Source organism: Pseudopedobacter beijingensis (assembly GCF_042678145.1).
In the GTDB taxonomy this organism is placed as follows: domain Bacteria; phylum Bacteroidota; class Bacteroidia; order Sphingobacteriales; family Sphingobacteriaceae; genus Pseudopedobacter; species Pseudopedobacter beijingensis.
The window spans coordinates 133,667-155,836 of sequence record NZ_JBHUDG010000003.1; the positions used below are offsets into that span (position 1 = coordinate 133,667).

At 38.6% G+C, this 22,170-nt stretch carries 9 protein-coding genes; 1 reads left to right on the forward strand and 8 read right to left on the reverse strand.

Annotated features, from left to right (window positions below; all coding sequences use genetic code 11):
* Nucleotides 1-26 precede the first annotated feature (26 nt).
* The gene (locus ACFSAH_RS02590; protein ID WP_379661131.1) at nucleotides 27-10,472 is read right to left on the reverse strand and encodes an MBG domain-containing protein; all 10,446 of its coding nucleotides are present in this window, start codon (nucleotides 10,470-10,472) and stop codon (nucleotides 27-29) included.
* Nucleotides 10,473-10,915: 443 nt separating this feature from the next.
* Nucleotides 10,916-11,701: an O-methyltransferase gene (locus tag ACFSAH_RS02595; protein WP_379661132.1), complete on the reverse strand. Its 786-nt coding sequence runs from the start codon at nucleotides 11,699-11,701 to the stop codon at nucleotides 10,916-10,918.
* A gap of 70 nt (nucleotides 11,702-11,771) precedes the next feature.
* Here ACFSAH_RS02595 and ACFSAH_RS02600 point away from each other — a divergent pair, with 70 nt between their 5' ends.
* A complete protein-coding gene (locus ACFSAH_RS02600) occupies nucleotides 11,772-12,626 on the forward strand; it encodes a transglutaminase-like domain-containing protein (RefSeq protein WP_379661133.1) in 855 nt (284 codons plus the stop codon).
* Between the two features lie 192 nt (nucleotides 12,627-12,818).
* Here ACFSAH_RS02600 and ACFSAH_RS02605 read toward each other — a convergent pair whose 3' ends face one another.
* From ACFSAH_RS02605 to ACFSAH_RS02630, 6 genes are all read right to left on the reverse strand, one after another.
* Complete coding sequence (locus ACFSAH_RS02605; RefSeq protein ID WP_379661134.1) at nucleotides 12,819-13,988, reverse strand: right-handed parallel beta-helix repeat-containing protein; 1,170 nt, start codon at nucleotides 13,986-13,988, stop codon at nucleotides 12,819-12,821.
* A gap of 124 nt (nucleotides 13,989-14,112) precedes the next feature.
* A complete protein-coding gene (gene rhaM, locus ACFSAH_RS02610; protein WP_379661135.1) occupies nucleotides 14,113-14,424 on the reverse strand; it encodes an L-rhamnose mutarotase in 312 nt (103 codons plus the stop codon).
* Between the two features lie 78 nt (nucleotides 14,425-14,502).
* On the reverse strand, nucleotides 14,503-16,221 hold the full coding sequence (locus tag ACFSAH_RS02615) for a RagB/SusD family nutrient uptake outer membrane protein (protein WP_379661136.1): 1,719 nt from the start codon (nucleotides 16,219-16,221) through the stop codon (nucleotides 14,503-14,505).
* A gap of 11 nt (nucleotides 16,222-16,232) precedes the next feature.
* Nucleotides 16,233-19,334 (reverse strand): SusC/RagA family TonB-linked outer membrane protein, encoded by a 3,102-nt coding sequence (locus tag ACFSAH_RS02620; RefSeq protein ID WP_379661137.1) that lies wholly within the window; start codon nucleotides 19,332-19,334, stop codon nucleotides 16,233-16,235.
* Between the two features lie 14 nt (nucleotides 19,335-19,348).
* Entirely contained in the window at nucleotides 19,349-20,602 is a 1,254-nt protein-coding gene (locus ACFSAH_RS02625) for an alginate lyase family protein (protein WP_379661138.1), read from the reverse strand.
* Between the two features lie 26 nt (nucleotides 20,603-20,628).
* The gene (locus ACFSAH_RS02630) at nucleotides 20,629-21,822 is read right to left on the reverse strand and encodes a glycoside hydrolase family 88 protein (RefSeq protein ID WP_379661139.1); all 1,194 of its coding nucleotides are present in this window, start codon (nucleotides 21,820-21,822) and stop codon (nucleotides 20,629-20,631) included.
* Nucleotides 21,823-22,170: the final 348 nt, after the last annotated feature.

Here is a 22,170-nt window from a genome sequence, read left to right on the forward strand (position 1 = left end):
TTACTGATTCCCTTTTGTCCGACTCCCTATTTTACAATTGTTATAAATCCTTTAATAGCATTCTTTCCTTCGAAATCAAAAATGTAATAATAGGTTCCTGCTGATAAAGGCAGTCCGTTTGCTGTTCCATCCCATTCATTGCGATAATTTCTGGTTTTATAAAGCACTTTTCCGGATCTGTCTACAATAGTTAATGTATGTTCCGGATAGGCATCTACATTGGTCACTACCCAATTATCATTAACACCGTCTCCGTTTGGTGTAATGAAGTTTTCGGCTTTTACAGCTATGTAATCTTCTTTTACTTCTATAGTAAAGCTTTCTGTAGTCGCACATCCGCTTTCGTTAGTTGCTGTAACGATATACGTGGTGGTTTTCATTGGACGAACTTCCAGTACCGGATTCGATTGTGTTCCTAAAATTCCATCTGCATTGCTCCAATAATAAACAGATCCTCCGTTTGCAGTCAACGTTACTGTTTCTCCCTTACTAATGCTATTTCCTCTATTACTGGTTATCGAAACTTTAGGCAACGGATTTACCTTTAGCAAACCCTCCTCGTATATAAAATCGTAATTTGAAGATTTACCACCGTTGATCAGCAATATGTAAGTTCCAACATCAGAAGTTTGGACAGCATTGGTAATTACTTTTGGCTGTGCCGTTAAACTTGTCGGATTATCACTGAATTTAAATCCCTCGTAACTGATATTAAAATTCGGATTATCTGTGCCATAGCAACGCTCTGTATGATCTGCTTTAATATAAAGCATAGCTTTGGTAACCGTTAATTTCGCAGGGTTATAGTTAATACTGTAATTATCTCCCAATGTCAGACTCCCCAAACCTATAACATATTCAGTCACATTTTCTCCATCGGTTCTGAACAGATTTCCCGAAAAAACATCTCCATTTATCAAAGATGGCGTATAGGTATAAGTTAGCTGCGGATCGGTTTCTCCGTAAACTTTCTGCTGATTGTCGGCAGTGACAGTTATTGGCTTTTTTCCAATTGTTAATATTCCTGACACAACTGTAAGCTCATAGTTATCAGATGTTGCAACAACTGTAATTGGGTATTCTCCCGTAGCCGATTGCTGTGTTGCTGTTGTCGATATTGCAGGCACCAAAGGCAAAGATGTTTCACCGTTTTCCAAACCCTGATAACTCACCGACAAGACCGGATTTACCTCACCATAAATTTTAGCTTTATTATCGGCTCTCACTATCAAAGCTTTTTTATTTACCGTGAGGACACCTTGTATATTAGCCACTTCATAATTAGCAAGTTTATTATCCGGATCATCTAGCGAAGCTATAATTGGATAGGTATTTACACCTGCTGTTGCCGGTGCGCCTGTACTGTTACGATTTACCGTGATATTGTCGTTATTCGCCAGTTCTGAGATTGTACCTGTAAAATCTGATGGTGTTAACGCTTCCCCATAAACCTTACTACGATTAACTGATGTTACTGTCAGTTGCTTTTTATTGATAGTTAGTATTCCCTTATTAAATGTGATAGCGTAATTAGCAGATGTTCCACTTGCTATAATTTCATAACTGCCTACGATTGATTGCTCATTAGCCAGAGTTGTTATCATTGGCGCTGGTGTCAATACTATCTCATCGTTTGCCAAACCTTCATAGCTTACCGTGAATACCGGGTTGGCTTCGCCGTAGGTTTTCGTTTGGTCGTCTGCCCTTATCGTTAACGCTTTTTTGTTTACTGCTAACGTTCCGTTGGTGTTACTTACCTCATAATTCGTCAGCTTGTTGTCAGGGTCGTTCAATGTAGCAACTATAGAATAAGTATCTACTCCTGCCAGTGCTTGTGCACCGCTGCTATTCCGGCTTACCGTGATATCATCATTATTAACAATACCGATTATTGTTCCTTCAAAGTCGGCACCTTCTAAAGTTTCTCCGTAGGTTTTGCTCCGGTTAGTATTGGTAATGGTTAAGGTTTTCCTGCCAATCGTTAAAGTTCCTGGTTCGAATGTGATTTCGTAGTTTGCAGACGTTCCGCTGGCAACAATATCATAGTTACCTATGGCCGATTGTTCATTAGCCAAAGCAGTTACCGTTAGCATTGGTGTTAATGCCGTTTCTCCGTTTACCAAACCATCGTAACTTACTGTCAGCTCCGGATTTGCTTCTCCATAAACCTTTGTCTTATTATCTACTGTCACGGTCAGTGCTTTTTGACCGACTGTTAACGTTCCGGCAGTATTGCTTACTTCGTAGTTCGACAGCTTATTATCCGGGTCGTTCAGCGTAGCCGTGATGGCGTAGGTATTTACTCCTGCTATGGCGGCTGCCCCTGTACTGTTACGGTTCACCGTAATGTTGTCATCATTCGCTATACCTGTTATTGTGCCTGCAAAATCAGCTCCGGTAAGTGTCTCCCCGTAGGTTTTACTTCTGTCGGTATTCGTGATGGTCAGATTTCTCTTCCCTACTGTTAAGGTTCCTGGCTCAAACGTGATATTGTAGTTTGGCGAAGTGCCGCTTACATTAATTTCATAGACCCCTACAATAGATTCTTCTGTAGCTACACTAGTTATTACCGGTAACTGCGATAATGCCGTTTCACCATTTACCAATCCGTCATAGCTTACCGTGAATACCGGGTTGGCTTCACCGTAGGTTTTCGTTTGGTCGTCTGCCCTTACCGTTAACGCTTTTTTGTTTACTGCTAACGTTCCGTCTGTATTGCTTACCTCATAATTCGTCAGCTTGTTGTCAGGGTCGTTCAATGTAGCAACTATAGAATAAGTATCTACTCCTGCCAGTGCTTGTGCACCGCTGCTATTCCGGCTTACCGTGATATCATCATTATTAACAATACCGATTATTGTTCCTTCAAAGTCGGCTGCGGTAAGTGTCTCTCCGTAGGTTTTGCTCCGGTTGGTATTGGTAATGGTTAAGGCTTTCTTACCAATTGTTAAAGTTCCTGGCTCGAATGTGATTTCGTAGTTTGCAGACGTTCCGCTGGCAACAATATCATAATTGCCTATGGCTGATTGTTCATTAGCCAAAGCAGTTATCGTTAGCATTGGTGTTAGTGTCGTTTCTCCGTTTACCAAACCATCATAACTTACTGTCAGCTCCGGATTTGCTTCTCCATAAACCTTTATTTTGTTATCTACTGTCACGGTCAGTGCTTTTTGACCGACTGTTAATGTTCCTTTGTTGAATGTTATGTTATAATTCTCTGATGTTCCGCTTACGTTGATATCATAAGTACCTGCGCCTGACTGCACCGTAGCTACAGTGGTAATTACAGGCAATGGTGATAAGGCTGTTTCACCGTTTACCAGCCCATCGTAAATCATTGTCAGTTCCGGATTTACTTCTCCATAAATCTTTGTCTTATTTTCTGCCGTTACCGTTAAAGCTTTAGGCGTAATACTGAAATTGGCACCAACATAATCCAGGATGTAGTTATTGCTCAAAGCCAGATTTCCCTGATGGATTTGATAAATGTTTACGTTTTCTCCTGCTATTCTTTGCAGATTACCTGAAAAACTGTCCCCATTTACCAATTCAGGTGTATAGGTATATACTAATTGTGGTTCTGCTGCTCCGTAAATTTTTCCGTTGTCTGTAGCTGTTACCGTTACTGTTTTAGGGTTTACTGTTAAATTGCCTTCAGTATAGCTAATGTTATAATTCGCTAAACCGGAGCCCTGTGCATTAGAAACTGCTATAGGATAAACGGAAGCTGTTGCTGTAGCTATTGCACCTACGCTGTTTAAGGTTACGGTATTCACCTCATCCGCATTTACTAATCCTGTGGTATTAAATTCCGTTCCACCAAAAGTCAACGCATCACCATAGGTCTTAGTCTGGCCTTTTGCTGTAATAATAAGTTCTTTCTGGTTAACTGTTAATGTTCCGCTGGTATTGGTTAGGATGTAATTGCCCAGCTTATTATCCGGATCATTCAATGAAGCAATGATAGAATAAGTGTTTACTCCTGCTGTTGCCTGTGCTCCGTCGCTATTTCTGGATACTGTGATATTATCGCCCAAAACCAATCCGACAACACTTCCTGTAAAGTCTGTTGCTGCCAGTGTTTCGCCATAAGTTTTTGAAAGGTTGGTGTTGGTTACGGTTAGTACTTTAGGGTTAATGGTTAATTTGGCTCCTTCATAATCAATCGCATAGTTATTAGAATACAATCCGCTTATCGCGATATCATATTCACCTGCACTGACTGCTTGTTGCGAATTTCCACTGTAAGTTATTGTTCCTGTTAGCACAGAAGATGGTTCGTTATTCACCAATCCCTGATACACAACGCCATTGCCTCCTGTGTAAGCAAGACCGTCATAAGTTTTTGTAAAATTATTCGCTGTAACGGTAAGCGGTGCCTTGGTTATTTTTAAAGTTCCCGAAGTATATACCAGTTCATAGTTTGCAGCACTTAGTCCTTTTGGCGTAATGGTATAATTGTTTCCTGCCGAAACAGCTCCCTGCGAACTTCCGTCATAGGCTAAAGCACCACTTAATACACTTGACGTTTCGTTATTGACAAAACCAATGTAATCTACACCTTTGCCACCGGTATACGCCACACCATCATATACCTTTTCATCATTTTTAGCTGTAACCTGCAGGCTTGCTTTCCGGATGTCCAGGCTTCCGTCATAATAGGAAATCTGGTAATTGCCCGAATTTAATCCCCTTGGCCTGATGAGATATGCACCTACATTTTTGGCATTCTGAGAGCTGCCTGTATAGGTTAGCGTTCCCTGCAAATCGGCAGCTGTTTCTGCGTTCACAAATCCGGAATAGCGTACCCCATTACCTCCTGTATAAGTTAGCCCGTCATAAGTTTTTTCGAAATCATTTGCCGTTATTTCCAACGCTACTTTATTGATAGTGAGATTGCCGGGGGTCAAAGTAATATCGTAGTTGGAAGAGCTTAATCCTCTTGGATTGATGATATAGGTTCCCGCGTTTTTTGCCGACACGTAAGAACCCGTAAAAGAAAGGTTTCCTGCCAGTGTGCTTTCTGTATCATTATTTTTAAAACCTTCATAAGTAACGGTTGGGTTTGTGCTATATACCTGTCCGTCATAGTCTTTTTCTACTGAATTTGCCGTTATGTTTAGCAATGCTTTGGAGATAGAAAAGGTTCCGTTATGATAGGTAATATCGTAATTACCTGAACTCAGTCCTTTGGGTTCTATGGTATAAGTACCTACGTTTACGGCTGTGGTTGCAGATCCGTCGAAAGTTAAGGTTCCTGTTAAATCTGCTCCGGTATCATTATTTTGCAGACCCGTATAGCTTACTGAAAACACAGGGTTATCGTCTCCGTATATTTTAGCAGCGTCTTCCGCTTTTATGGATAAAGCTGCTTTGTCAACGGTAAGTTCCCCATTTGTATTGCTTACCTCATAGTTTGCGAGTTTATTACCCGGATCGACAACAGTAGCTATAATCTGATAGGTTGCTGCATTTGCTGTTGCCTCAGACCCATTGCTGTTACGGTTTACCGTGATGTTATCGTTATTGGCAATGCCCGTTATGGTGCCGGTAAAGTCGGCACTTGTAAGGGTTTCACCGTAGGTCTTGCTCCTGTTGGTATTGGTGATAGTCAGAGTTCTTTTGCCTATTGTTAAGGTTCCTGTTTCAAATGTTAGGTCGTAGTTTGCTGATGTACCATTTGCTGCTATATCGTAATCACCTATCACTGATTGTGCATTGGCTATCGTTGTAAGGGTTGGAGCGGGAGTAAGCGCTGTTTCTCCGTTTACCAAACCATTATAAGTTACCGTGAATGCCGGGTTGGCTTCCCCGTAGGTTTTTGTCTTGTCTTCTGCCGTTACTGTTAGTGCTTTTTTGTTTACCGTTAGCGTCCCGGCAGTATTGCTTACTTCGTAGTTAGACAGTTTATTGTCCGGGTCGTTCAGCGTAGCAATTATAGCATAAGTATTTACAATTGCAGTTGATCCGGAACCTGTACTGTTCCTGCTTACTGTGATGTTATCGTTATTGACAATGCCTGATATTGTTCCTTCAAAATCTACTCCTGTAAGCGTTTCCCCATAAATTTTGCTTCGGTCTGTATTGGTGATGGTCAGATCTTTCTTACCTATTGTTAAGGTTCCGGTCTCAAACGTGACATCGTAGTTTGCCGATGTTCCACTTGCTGTTATATCGTAATTGCCGGTTATTGACTGTTCATCTGCTATGGTTGTAAGGGTTGGAGCTGGCGTAAGTGCTGTTTCGCCGTTTACCAAACCATCATAGCTTACGGTGAATGCAGGATTAGCGTCTCCGTATACTTTGGTCTTATCATCCACTGTTACCGTTAATGCTTTTTTATCTACCGTTAGCGTTCCGTCTGTATGGCTTACTTCGTAGTTTGCCAACTTACTGTCAGGGTCGTTCAGCGTAGCGGTTATAGTATAAGTATCTACAATTGCAGTTGATCCGGAACCTGTACTGTTACGGCTTACCGTAATGTTGTCATTATTGGCAATACCGGTTATAGTGCCGGTAAAGTCGGTGCTTGCCAGGGTTTCTCCATAAGTTTTACTGCGATTTGTATTGGTAATGCTTAAGTTCTTTTTGGCAATCTTTGCAGGAAGAGTCCTTGTTGCTGGGTCGTATTGTGCATTACCTGCTGCTGTTACCGAAATATTTGCCTCTCCTGCTGCTTTAATTTTTAGTCCATCAACGCCTGCTTCAATAATTCCTGAGTTTGAAGAGATATAGGTAATAGCGCCTGTTCCTGTGGCTACCGCATTGGCATCTCCGTAAGTTACGGATAACGTATCGTTAACTACATTTGCCAGTGTGATAAGCTGTTGCTTCATTTGGCGCTCATAGGCACCTATATCTATTGTACCATCAAAAACTCTGGTATTTCCCGCTAAGTCTTTATTTACAGAAGATAAGTCTGGTGTTTGACCTGCCTGATAAAATGTGTTACTTCCTTTATTAATTGCTGCACTTCCGGCTTTCAGGGTATAATCTCCACCTGTATTTAAACCAGCGACCAACGGATATACAAAAATATCTTCTATAGCTTTATCCGTTGCATCTATATTACCTACATTCTCTTCAGAAGCATAGCCCGAATAGTTTGCGTAAGAATCGACTAAGCTATAATGAAAGTCTATAGTTGCCTGATCAGTATGATTTCCTATTGTAACAGGATTATTCCCCTGCTTGTTACCCTTGATTATACTATTTCGTATTTTAAGAGAAGTACCTGCTTCTGTTAAATAAATGGCTCCGCCTGCCGATGCGTTATTAGCTCCTATGGTTACATTAGTTAAGAAAAAGGAGGTGGATGATTTATTACAGATTCCCCCTCCTATAAGAGCATTGTTTCCTGTAATTATAACATTAGTTAAAACAGGACTAACATTACCTTCTATATATAATGCCCCTCCTTCTCCTGTTGTATTATTTCCGGTAAGATGAACACCTTGTATATTTAACAAAGAGGAAAAGGTAAATATCCCTCCTCCTGATGCTTTTGTTATGTTATTTCCGTTAACACTAATATTACCCGATACCGAAGCATTACCTCCGCTAATTGTGAACCCGTTTAAAACAGCATTCCCTATATCACCAGAAGCTATTAAGACGTGGTTTACGTTGTTTTCGTCTACTGTATTATTTTGATCTATATCGCCACTCAATATGGTTTTATTAGCTATTTGATTTAAATTTCTATCAGAAAGATTAGTTTCTGTACCTGCAAAACTTCCGTATAATTGCACATCTTTTACCATTACAAAGGCATTGTTTTTATTTCCATCTGTAGTAAAAACGCCATCGGCAGCATTATACATTGGATAATAAGTACCTCCGGCTACCCATATTTGCAACGGACTGGCTGACGACCATTTGCCTGCATCTTTATTTTGTCTTGCCCACTTTAAAGCATCGGCAAGTTCAGGCAGGGCGTTATCCCATGACGAACCGTCATTGATTCCCGCACCGTCTTTTTTAACATATAAGATGTTATTAACACCAGGTTTTGGATCGCCATAAAAACTGCTTTCATAAGCGCCTAAATCTATAGCGCCTCTTTGCTTGCGCAGGTTGCCCGATAAGTCCGTTGTTATTGCTGATAAATCGGGTTCTTGTCCTTGCTGATAAAAGGTATCACTACCTGCATTTACAGCTACACTACCTTGTTTAAGGGTATAATCTCCGGTCGTTGGAGATACGAATATATCTGTGGCTGTTATACCTGAAGCATCAATATTACCATTATCTGTGCCTGTTAACCCCTGTATTAAACTATATTTATAAACAGGGTTACTGCTTCCCTGGCTAAATATCAGCGTTCCGCTATTCCCAAATATTATACTGTTACGGATCTCTGGGCTGGAACTATTGTTATACATATCACTCCCTTGTAATGCAGTATTATTAATAATAGTTGTATTTGTTAGAATGGCGTTACCGGCAGAATTAGCTATCCCTCCTCCTGAATTTTGAGCCGTATTTCCAGTGATAATAACATTGGTAAGTTTAGCGCTTCCTCTTTCAGTTCCCAATCCACCTCCGCTATTGCTACTGGTATTATTGACTATCTTTACATTTGCTAACCTTGCCCCAGCACCTTCACTAAAGATACCACCGCCAGCGTTATTGGCATGGTTCTCTCTAATATCTGCCTGACTAATAAAAATCTGGCTATCGTTAGTAGCTACCCCGCCTCCATTTCCGCTGGTTCTATTTTTAGCAACGGTTATATCTTTGAACACGGCATCAGGTGATACATCTGCACAATACAACCCTCCACCTCTTTCTTCTGCATAGTTATTGGTGATCATTACATTTCGTACCAGTGGCGTAAATTCCTGAAAGTACAATCCTCCACCCTTTCTGTGAGATACGGGTGTTCCGTTAACCATAATTTCCTTATTCTCTTTTGCATCTCCACCGGTTATTGTGAAACCGTCTATCACAGCTCTGTCTCCGTATCCTCCGCCACTTATAATGATGTGCCTTGCATTATTTCCATTAATAGTTCCATCATTGCCATCGTCAAGATCAATATCACCGCTTAAAATCGTTTTATTGGATATATTTGCTAAATCCCTCGATTCAGTATCAGTTTCTGTTCCAGCAAACCCACCATACAGATGAATATCTTTCAGGACTACAAAGGCATTATCTTGGTTGCCATTTGTCGTAAAAGCTCCATCAGTTGCGTTGTATATCGGGTAATATGTTCCGGAAGCTACCCATATCTGTAAAGGATTTTCTGACGACCATTTGTCTGTATCTTTGTTCTGTCTTGCCCACTTCAAAGCATCTGCCAGTTCGGGAATAGCATTTGCCCAGCTGTTTCCCGAACCATTTCCGCCGGTAACGCTTTTATTTACAAAAAGAACCTTCTGGGTACTGGGTGCTATTACGGTTAATGTTGCTTCATCAGAATAAATAATATCACAATCATTTGTTAGTTTACACCTAAGTTTTATATTGCTTTGAGTGGCTTGTAAAGATGAAATAGTGACTGTGGCAGTATTAGCTCCTACAACGGCAGATGCGTTGTTAAGCACATTCCATATTCCACTGTTATAATACTCCCATTGATAATTAGTCACATTACTTGTCGTTACAGAAAATGTAACATTATCCCCAACTGATTTTATCTGGTTTTGCGGTTGAGCACTGATAGCCGGTAACTTATTCACTGTTCCACTTACCGCTAATGTTTGCGTGGTTGCTCCTGTACTTGCTATTGAAATATTGCCAGATACGGGACTGGACGTGGTATTGGTTCCGTCCAGCCTTACGTATATTGTTTTGGCTGTAACCGTACCGCCCGCTGGGCTCAGACTCATGCTTCCGGAAAAGCCGGAAACTGAATTATCAGAAATCTGATAGCCTGCGGGCGCTGTGATGGTAATATTGTTTGTTAAATCTGTCCCTGATACAGTAAAAGTAGATAATGTAGACCATGTTCCTTCGCAAGTTGTAAAGGATGAGCTTGACAATGCTGTAGTTGTTATGGTTGGACCGACTGTAACATCTTTAAAAGTGATCGACTGTAAATCTCCTGACCCATTCTGACTCGGACCAGTTTCCTTAAAGATAAGTTTATCTGCTACTACATTACTTACAGGTACCGTTGTACCATTCCCCGGCCATGGGATAGTTTGTTTCAAGGTTGCCCCATCATATAATTGAACTGAAGCTCCCTGCACATTTGTCCCCCAGGAAAAATAAAGAGAGGTTATTTTAATGCGTTGGCTGATAGTTACTGTAGCCTCACTTGTAGTTCCATATGCTTTCGTTGGAAAGGAAAACGCCCCACCTTTCCAATCTGTAACTTCCGCATTGCCACTCAATGTAAATGTTACTCCATTTGCAGTTATTGGATTTGCCGTTAACTGAACTGTCGTTTGTGCTTTTGTATGAAACACATCAAAACACAACAACAAAAATCCCAAAATCAAAACTCGTAAAAATCTATCCATACATCATACGTTTAGTATGCTTTAAGATCTGGAGAGCATCTAACCTTAAAGCATAGTATTCTAAAATTTAGTTTAGTGAAGCAAAGCTAATTGGGGAATGATACTGAAAACGAGTTTTTACAGTTCAAAAAACTTCAGTTTTTGAATAGTTGTAGAAATTGTGTAAGAAAAAAGACAGATTGGGAAAACACAGAAACACCAAAACTCACTCAAAAACAGAACAATAAGTACAAAATAGCAATTGAATAAACAAAAAAGGTGAATTTTAGCTTTTCTTACATCTGGATTTTTTTTTGGCACAACACCTAATGATATTTACCGGAAACTGCAAATAGGATTGGTTATTTTTTACTTTTAACCCTATTGTCTGGCATAGCATTTTTGTCGTCCTGACCATAGGGAAGGGACCTCCTATAAGAAGGTTTAGTAATTTGGATGATTTTTTAAAACTTCACTTTAAAATGTTCTTTAGCCTGCGCCTTTCTAAAAAATACTAATCCTATCCAGAACAAGTCAACTGTACAGGTTACATCCGGATGATTTTTAATTTCTTCCCAGGCTTCTTTCATCCCTTTGCTCCAATAAATATCATCAAAAATCAGCAGGGAATTTTCGTGTACTTTAGGTAAGCTCCAATTAAAATAATTTAATGTAGCTTCTTTTCTATGGTTACCATCAATAAAAACAAAATCCAGCTTTGGAAATTGATCTATGGTTTTTGGAAAATTATCATCAAAGTTTCCTACTTCCAAACGAATATTATTAAGATCCAACGCATTAAAATTTTCATGCGCAACCTTAGCGGTTTCCGGACAGCCTTCCATTGTAATTACTTGTGCACCAGGTGCGGCTTTGGCCAGATAAGCCGTCGTTATCCCTAAACAAGTACCTAATTCTATGATAGTAGCAGGTTGCATTGTTTTTGCCAAACGATAAATCAACTGTGCCAGTTTACGGGGTTTTAAAGCATTTTCCGCTATTTGTGAAACCGCTTTTTGCTTATTGTTGTTCATGTGCGAACCAGCCCCAAGATCGGTTATGGTAATAATTCTATCATCGAATATTAACTTTTTACGTAAATCTTCGATATTTTTGTATTCATCTTTAGATTTTAAATCATAGATAACCTCATCAATTAATTTGTACACAAAAGGTGAGTGTACACCATGTCTGGTTTTCGAAGTGATTCTATGAAGTATAAAGTCTTTAATGAACTGAAATTTTACCATGTGCCAAAGGTAAATAATATGGTGAATATTTTTTGCTGAATGGTTTTTTGATTATTTTCAAGGAGTAGTGATGAACGAGAAGGAAATTCCAGCATTAATCAGGTTGTTAGACGATCCGGACCCGGAGATCTTTCAACATATAGAAGACAGACTGCTATCTTACGGCGAAGACATTGTTTCTTATCTGGAGTTAGAGTGGGAAAAGTCTTTTAACCCTATTTTACAGGAGCGACTGGTTAATCTTATACATAAGATACAGTTTCAGAATGTCAAAATGGATCTGGAACTTTGGTACAACAGCGGTTCTTTTGATTTGCTTAGAGGGATTCTGATCATTAACAGATATCAATATCCGGATCTTGACGAACAAAAGGTTATTAATCAAATAGAAGAGATTAAACGCGAAGTATGGATGCAGATGATGTACGAATCCAGTCCTTCGGAAAAAGTGAGGCTGATAAATAATGTATTCTATCATATTTATGGTTTTAGCGGGAATACGACAAATCATAAGGACCCGCAAAACTCTTATATCAGCCAGGTTTTAGAATCTAAAAAAGGAAATCAGATCAGCCTGGCCATTATCTATTCCATTATTGCACAAAAACTGGATATTCCTATTTATGGTGTAAATCTGCCTCAGCATTTTATTCTGGCTTATGTAGATGAAGAGAACCAAACCCAATATGATAACGATGTCTTGTTTTATATAAACGTTTTCAACCGGGGGTATATATTTGGAAGAAGAGATATAGATCTTTTTCTAAAACAGCTTAAGGTACAACCAGACCGTTCTTTTTATGAACCCTGTTCTAATGTAGATATTATTAAAAGGGTGCTGAGGAATCTCATCTCTGCGTATGAGGAATTAGGCTCTCAGGATAAGGTTAATGAGATTAAAGAGTTATTGGGGATTGTAAGTTAGACTATTATAAGGCTATAAAACACAATACTATAACAGAAGCGTTTTTGATAACTCCAGTAGAATTAATATAAATTTACAACAACATATTTCCATATTTTGGCATATTCCTAATGTATAACTAAACACCATAATTAGCTCAGATATGAGCTAATTATGGTAATATCTGACAAAACGGGGTGATGTATAATTATCCTACAGACAGGTTGTTCCTAACAACGTTGTCAAACATCCAGTATTTCCAGACACAGTAACCGTTGAAGTATTATATTTATCCAATTTGATAGAAGGCCCACCTAAAGCAGGGCAATTACTCAAAATATTATTCTTAATCACAGAATTCTTAGAACAGTCATAAGGCGTTTTATGATCTGCCAGAGATATATTAGATGCCGCTGTTTTTAAACCACTGCTATAAATAGTATTATTTTCTATCCTAAAGCCATTTCCGCTAACGTGTATTCCGTGATTACGGCTGTTCCAAATGGTGTTGTGGGCAATATGCACATATCTATTTGCTGTATTCCCATTATGATAAGAAGTGATACCATCAGAAATAAATCCTGGTTTTACAGCTCTTCCGGTATCATGAATCTGGTTATAAGCTATGGTTAACGTATCTGTAGTATTGAAACCAATACCAGATGAAGGAGAAACTGCCATATCATTATTCATAATCTGTATATCACTCCCATGATTCAGATAAATAAGGTATCCTATTCTTTCAAAGTCTTCTTCGTTGCTATCGCAGCCACTTCTTCTTATTAAACAATCTTCTATCTGGACATTCCGGCTATCGTTTACAAATACGGTATAAGAAGGGCTTATGGTTCTGCTGCTCTTATGGATGGTAGCTCCAATAATTTGCGTGTTATCCCCTCTGACAAACACTCCTACTTTAGGTTTAAAATTACATCGGATTTCTATATTTAGCAATCTGCAACCTGGCACTAACCTTATAAATTCCTGATTTGGTGCAGTGGATGTCCAGGAACTGTTATTACATTCTATAACTGCATTTGCTCCACTCTCGTCTATTCTGGTATAGGCAGGCATAATAATACTATTACTACACACATACGAAGTGTCACTGGTTAAATAGAATATATTAGGGCTACTGGCTGTTCCTGCTCCATACTGGCTCAGATACCAGGCTATACTACCATTAATTGATGCATTTGAATGATCTGAAATTCCCTTGTGCGGAATGTAATAATTAACCGCAGCTGTTATACCTGTTTCCTGTTTGTTCTTTTTGGAAGGAGAGAGATTGGTGTTCTCCAGTGGTGCTTCTATAGCATTTTTGCAGGATGCAAGTACAGTACTTACTAAAAGTACAAAGCAAAATAAATGTGTTCTTTTCATAATGGTTTATATTTATTTGGTTAGATAATCCGGAATATGTAAATAGAAAAAGCATATCCATTTTAAAAGTAACTGCTTACATGAAGAGCCAGAGAAACACTTAATTCGTAAGTGCTTCGCTATGTTAGTCCATATGAAAAACTTCTTTTAACGGATCACTTAGCGGTGAATTATCCGCATTAGTTCCCATAATATCAGCCATATATGCCCACCATTTTTTTACTACTTCATTTTCGCCAAGCTTCTGAGAGTTCTTACCTTCTATTTTTTGAACAGCAAATAGAACATTAGATTCTTTATCAAAAAATATTGTATAATCGCTAATTCCCGATTCTTTTAATAGTTGCTTTAACTCTGGCCAGATTTCATGATGTCTCTTTTTATATTCTTCTTCATAACCGGGTTTCAAATACATTTTAAAAGCTATTTTTTGCATGTTCTGGAATTTTATGTGTTAGAAAATGTAAGTTGGTTTTCTTAAGGAACTCAACTTACATACTATTATTAAGGTGTTTTACCAACCTGGGTTGTTGGGCAACAAATCAGGATTAATTAGTGTTTCTGCTGTAGGAATTGGCCAGAGGTAATCTCTGTCTTCAAACTTTCTGGTAAAACGTATTTCTCCTGTAAAGTCTTTCTCCTGCTTTCCGTTCAAATATTCTACAGCTAATCTCCATCTTTTTAAATCGCTGTAACGATGTCCTTCACCTGCCAGCTCAACGGCTCTTTCGCGTACAATTCTTTCGAACATCTCTTGTTTACCGCTAACATTCAACCAAACCGGACCGCTATTAATGGCCGGCATATTGGTAGACGTTCTTGCTCTTACTTTATTTAATTCCCTTACTGCATTTGCTAATTGATTATCTTCATTATAGGCCTCAGAAAGCATTAACAATACATCTGCAAACCTAATGATTGGAAAATTAATTGGTGTGTGGTTTCTGTTGGTAATTGTTCCTCCCATATCGCCTATAGGTACAAATTTTCTGTAGAAGTAAACGTTCCAACCACGATCGTTCTGTATAAATCCATTGGCAACAGTAGCGCCTGAAGCAACGGCGTAAAGCTGTCTTTTAGGACCTGTTCCTACAATAAACCCATCATAATAAGAGTAAGGAACTATAAGCGATTGCATCATTCGGGGATCTCTGTTTCTGTAAATATTTCCTAATCTTGCAGTATCCGGAATGGTGGCTAAAGCATTTAGTCCTGAATTTAGCGTGGCTCTAAATGCTGTTCTTTTTACATCATTGCTTTCGTTAAAATTTGGAATATGATTGTTCCAATTGAAAATTCTTCCGTCTTTCTCTTCATACATATCGGCGAGTTTAACAGATGGCATACAAGTAGCTCTACCACCACCAAAAGCACCTCTGGTTCCATAAAGCGTGGTTAATTCCATACCATACAAATTGCCTACAGTTCCCTTATTTTGTATAGAAAATATAGATTCTCTGTCACCTGCTATAGGCCCGGAAGAAGTAAATAACGTGGTATAATCAGAAAACAAGGAATAATCATAATTATGGGTTCTGTTATAAACAATCTCTTCAAAATCTGCAATTGCATTCTTCCAGCTCTTAGTATATAAATATGCCTTGCCTCTAAGTGCATAAGCGGCTCCTTTTGTTGCTCTTCCATAATCACTTTGTGCCCAACTAACAGGAAGATTATCTATTGCAAATGTTAAATCTGTAATAATGAAATTCCAAACCTCTTCTGTGCTATTTCTTGGTAGAAGCATCTCATTAAATCTTTCCGCTACATCCCAGCTTTCATCGTAAATAGGTACTGCACCAAAGAAATCTACTAAATGGAAATAGTACAGAGCTCTTAAAAAACGGGCTTCTCCCAATACATCTGATTTAACAGCAGCATCAATATCCATTGTTGACACATTCTTAATAACTGTATTGGCTCTGTTTATACCGTCATAAGTATCTTTCCAGTTGGTTACCAGAAAGTCATAGGTTCCATTGTAGGTTCCCTGTTCTACCGGACCTCCGGGACCAAGTGCTATATCTGAGTAGGTATCCCATAATGGCATATAGCCAAACGCTCCCATATTCTTCAATTGTGCATATACCCCCATAGCAGCAGATTTTGCATCTGCCTCTGTTTTCCAGAAATTACCTTGCGCAATGGTATCATAAGGAGCAACATCTAACTTGTAGCAGCTACTTAAATTTAATACTGCCAGAATAGCTCCTATATATTTTAAATTCTTCATAATAGCTAATTTTAAAGAGTTATGTTTAAACCAAATGATACTTGCTTTAGAGTAGGATAGGTTGTTCCGTTTACTTCCGGATCTATTCCCTTATAGTCTGTAAACGTCAGGAAATTCTCCATACTCGCGAACAGCCGGATTTGTTTGGTATTTAATTGCTTATTGACTTTATCGGAAAATTTATACCCTAATTGCAGGTTTTTTACTCTCAGGTATGATTTATTCTGAACCCAGAAATCACTTGGATGCGAGTTAATGACATTGGTACGGGTTAGCAAACGCGGGTATTGCGCATTTGTTATTCCCTCTCGCCATGCGTTTTCGGCTATTTCACGGTTCATCACATCTCCTACATTAAAGAAGGGCTGATAGAACTTATCCTGCCAGTAAACCTGCAAACCAGAAACGCCTTGCAGAAGGCATGAAAAATCGAACCCCTTCCATTCTGCGCCAAATGAAATTCCGTAAGTTGTTCTTGGGATTCTCCCATAACCAACTGTATAACGGTCCTGATCGTCTATAATACCATCACCATTTAAATCTTTATAGAGAAAATCTCCCTTTTGTGGTGTTCCGTATGCTGCAAAAGGATTTCTTTTGAACCCGGTGCCGGCGTCTATAGGCGCATCCATTATCATTTTTTCTACGTAAAGCATGTCTTCATCAGACTGCAATATTCTGTCGACAGCTAAAACATATTGAACATTGATTGGTAAGCCTTCCTGTATCAGATTTGTTCCGCTGATTGATTGCTCATCACCTTTAAAACGCGTTACTTCGTTTTTGATAAAAGTAAAGTTTCCTCCTACAAAGTATTTGACATTACCGATTTTGTCGTTCCACTTCAAATTGGCCTCAATACCTTTATTGTTAACCCTCGCCGCATTTTGCGTAGGTATAGTTGCATTTCCTACCAATAACGGTGCAGGAAGATCTATCAGGATATTGCGTGTGTCTTTATCAAAAATATCTACGGATCCATCTAACCTTGTTTTTGCCAAACTAAAATCAACACCGATATTGGCTACGTAAGTAGTTTCCCATGATATAAATGCGTTAGATAAAGCAGTTTGGGCTAAACCTGCAGCTATAGCGTTGTTAAGAATATAATTATCTGTATTGTATACCGGTTGATACTCGTAGTTTCCTACTGAATTATTACCCAATGCACCCCATGAACCTCTTAACTTTAGCATATTTACCCAACTCACGTTTTTCATGAATTCTTCTTCGGTAATACGCCAACCTAAAGAGAAAGAGGGAAAAGTTCCCCAGCGATTATTTTTGTTGAAGCGGGAAGATCCATCTCTTCTTATATTCGCTTCCAAAAGATATTTATCATCCCATGAAAGATTCAGACGCCCGAAATAAGAGTGCATTACCCAATCTGCTGCTGTTCCGGTAGCTTCAGATTCTCCTGTTGCACCGTTAATTACAGATAAATTATCTGCCTGAAGGTCATATTTTTTTGCTTCAAACCATTTTACGTTATCTTTTTCCTGACTTGCTCCAGTCAGTACTCCTAATTGTAGTTTGTTTAACACTTTTTTCTCGTAACGAGCTACGATATCACCAAGGTAATGTGTATTGGAACGACTTCTGTTTCTTACATAAGTTCTGCCCGAAGCAATTTGTGTTACCGTATTGGACTGAAAGCTCCATCTATCTGCAAAAAATGGTGTTTCTTCTTCTAATGTTCCGCTATAACGGTAGTTGAAAGATCCCTCTATGGACAAGCCTTCAAAAGGTTTTATAATTCCATAGAAACGGGAAGAAATTCTGTTATCATTAATATTTCCCTGGAACTGATTTAAACTGTATAACGGACTTTGTGGCTGTTGATTTTCTTCCGGATTTTCCGCTGCTCCGTATCTTCCATCGGGATGTCTGTATACCATTCCGGGATGTGCAATGGTGCTAAATAGATTTCCTATGTAGTTAGACCCCATATCTGCATCAGATTTTAACCCATTTAAGTTCATACCCAGAGTTATCCATGGTTTTAGCTCTGCACTGATATTTAACCTTGCCATAAATCGCTCGTAAGCTGAATTCTCCACTATACCGGGATTATTCAGGTATGAAAAAGAACCAAAAGATTTAACAGTTTTTGATCCCGTATTAAAAGACAGGTTATGGTTATTTGAAACTCCGGTTGAAAACACTTCCTCAGACCAATTGGTGTTCGGATATAAATACGGTTTATCCGTGTTTACTCTCCATTCCGCAATTTTAAGTTCGGAATAAGGAGGTTGTGCTGCGGGGTCTACATTATAAGCTGCTTCGTTATAATATTCCATATAATCTGCGTAATTAAATACAGATTTGATGGTATTGGATGGTTGGGCGAAAGAAACATAACCATTGTAATTAATGGTAGTTTTACCTTCTGAACCTTGCTTAGTAGTGATTAATAATACGCCGTTTGCAGCTCTGGACCCATATATTGCAGATGATGATGCATCTTTTAGTACCGAAACAGATTCTACATCTTGCGGATTCACATCATTGATGTTCCCTTCCATTCCGTCTATAATTACCAGAGGAGCAGCGTTATTTAATGTTCCTTGTCCGCGAATTAATAGCGATGCTCCGTTATTGTTAGGCCTTCCGGTAGCTTGATTTACATATAACCCGGAACTTAAGCCTGCCAATCCAGAAGATATATTAGTTATTGGCCTGCTCTCTGCCTGTTCTGCTATATTTACAGATGTTACTGCTCCTGTTAAATTAACTTTTTTCTGAGTCCCATAACCGACTACAACAATTTCATTAAGATCAGTAGATAGATTTTCTAAGATGATTATTGTATTTTGTATTCCGCTGGCTATAATCTCCTGATTAACGAATCCCATAAACGAAAAAACAATAATATCTGTTGGTGAAGCCTGTAAGCTGAACTTTCCATCTATATCTGTCCTGGTACCGATTGTTTTGCCTTTTATGGCAACACTTGCGCCGGTAAGCGGTTCTTTATTTGAATCAACAACAGTTCCGCTTATTGTGATGGTTTGTTGCGCCTTTAGATTTAACAAAGGAATTAACAGTAGAAACATCACCATAAACAAATGGTGTATTTTTCTTTTTTTTCTTTTAAGGTTTATTGGTTTCATAACTTCTGTTTTTGCTATTCGTTATCAATACTACGTCCATGGGTTAATAAAACAGGCCCTAACAGATGCAGATCCCCGGAACTACGGTCATTATTTTTAAGGACTTCTTTAAATTTAGCCTCACTCGGATATCTTGAGTGAGCAACTTCCCAAAGAGAGAATGTAGCTTGGTTATTGGTGTTTATCCAATAAGTTTCGCCATCGTAAAATCCCCCTTTTATTGAAGCATCTTTTTGGATATAAAAATCAGCGTAGAAAAGTAAAGGTTGTTTAATCTCCTCTCCCGTTGCCGCTTTCCATCCGTACAAATCCAATCCGTTTAACTGTGCTATTTCTGCTGCTATTACCAGTAAATTAGTAGAGAGACCTGCATATTGTAAAGCTCTGTTGGGTTTGGTTGTTTCTTGATAATGGTGTAGGGCAAAATGCCTGTATCTATCCATTATTTCCCCGTCTTGCACAGGCCATGAACCTGGTTCTCCTGAATATGGTTTTTGGTCTTTCATTAAAATTAACCCTTCTATTACATTCTTTATGTTACGCGGATTATCTTGTCCGTCATAGGCATATTTAACCAGTTGGTTATCCCGAAGGATAACGCCAAGAGACAGTAAACCAACCGCGTCTGCAGCTATATGATTCTGATAATATTGTTTCCCGAAGTAATCATTAATTTCCCAGCGTCTGGCTCCTTCCTTAATATGCGGCACTAATATTCTTAACCAGTTCTTGAATTGTTTTTCTGTTTTTTTATCAATTAATTTATCAGCTGCCAGCAAATCGTAAGCATATAAGAATGTAAATACTCCTCTGGATACCAGCATTCCTGTATTGGGATAATATTTAGTGGAATCAAAGGATAATCCGGCAAGTCCTCCTTCTTCAGAAGACCAGGATTTAATAATCTCTATAGCTTTATTTGCATAAGCTTTATCTTTAGTTATTTGATAAGCAATAGAAAGATCTCTTGCCATACTGCCTTCCTTAATAGCTGCCTGATAAAATGCCATGCTGATATTGCCGCGATAAACTTTTGGAGTTCCTTTATCTACATAGCTGTCCAATTGGTGTTTCAGATTTCCCCAACTTGTTTTCCATGGCTCTGTTCCGGATAATACATTTTCCCTCATCTGTTTTATATCCGTATTGGAGAGAATTAGTCTGGGATGCCCTTTTTTCACGCTGATATCCTGTGCTTTAGAGTGTGGAATTATTGAGATTGTTACCAATAAAACAGCGCAAATTGTTGCCTTATATATTTTCTTCATATCTACGTTCAATTAGATTTAATTGGTTAAGGTTTCAGTGCCTTATATCTCATAAGCGCTTCTATAAAATAATAATCGGCATAAGTTAAAGGAACATCTACTTCACTATTCTGGGGCAAGAAACCTACACTATGTTTTAAAATAAAATTTCCGTTTTCTCCTTTCTTTGCCAGGTATTCGTCAGAAGACAAAGTTCTTAACTGTTTCTCTGCAACAGCCATATAATTTTTGCCTTGTTCTGCATCTGCAAAAGCAGATAGCTCTATAAGCGCAGAAGCCATTATAGCTGCAGCAGAAGCATCTCTTAAGGTATTGGGTATTTTAGGGTCATCAAAATCCCAGTAAGGAATTTTATCATCCGGTAAATTTGGATGATTAATTAAGAAAGAAGCTATATGATTAGCCTGTTCCAGATAGCGCTTATCTTTGGTTTCCCTGTACATCATAGTATATCCATATAAAGCCCAAGATTGTCCCCTGCTCCATGCTGAATTATCTGAGTAGCCCTGCCACGTACGTTTATCTATTGCTTTTCCGCTAAGCGTATCGTAATCTATTACATGATAAGAGCTAAAATCTTCTCTGAAATGGTTCGCCATAGTTTTATTGGCATGAGATATGGCTATATCGTGAAACTGTTGGTTTCCGGTTAATTTAGATGCTTTTAAAAGCAATTCCAGGTTCATCATATTATCTATAATAACCGGAAACTGCCAATGTGAAGTGGCAGGATGGCTCCATGAACGTGTACAACCTACTGTTGGGCGGTAACGAGTTGCCAAGGATTTAGCTGTTGTTGCAATGATATCAACACAAGAGCTATCTTCTGTTAAGCGAAGCTTATTTCCAAAAGAGCAATTAATCATAAAGCCTACATCGTGGTTATCTGTGTTGAATTTCTGAATCTCTACCCTATCGCTCATTTTAACAGCCATTTCTTTAAATCTGTCGTCTTTAGTGTACTCATATAAATACCATAAAGTCCCCGGATAAAAACCGCTGGTCCAGAAATAGGAGTCAGAGGTCTCTAAACTTCCATTTGGATTTATCGAACGGGGCAATGCTTCCGGAATGCTATCTATCACAGCATACATTAAAGTACTTTGTTCTACTGCCCGATCTAGACTTTTGTCAATAATATCGGACATAGATGGAGGAGAAGAAACCTTGCAGCTAAGTATTGATATCAAAGCGGCTAAACACACTAAATAATTCTTCATTTGCATATAAGTTGTAAAATAATTAATCATAAAAACAGGGAAATCAAACTATTTATTGGCCTGTTTACAATTGGATAAAAGCAAAAGTACTTGGTAATAGCTATAAAAATTCTACAAAAAAGTATCAATCATTCTATAATTTCGTGTTTTTCTTACTACTTCCTTTTATGGTTACATGAAGCCTCTGCACTTCAGAAATATGCTGCAAACCATCAAAAGAAAGATATTTTCAGTCCATCGTCTTTTTTTACGAGACCTTATACCGGCGTATTACAAATAAAGATTAGATTGGGGCTATAAAACTTTTTCGGTAATTTCGATAAGTTGCAATATGGAAATATGTATTGC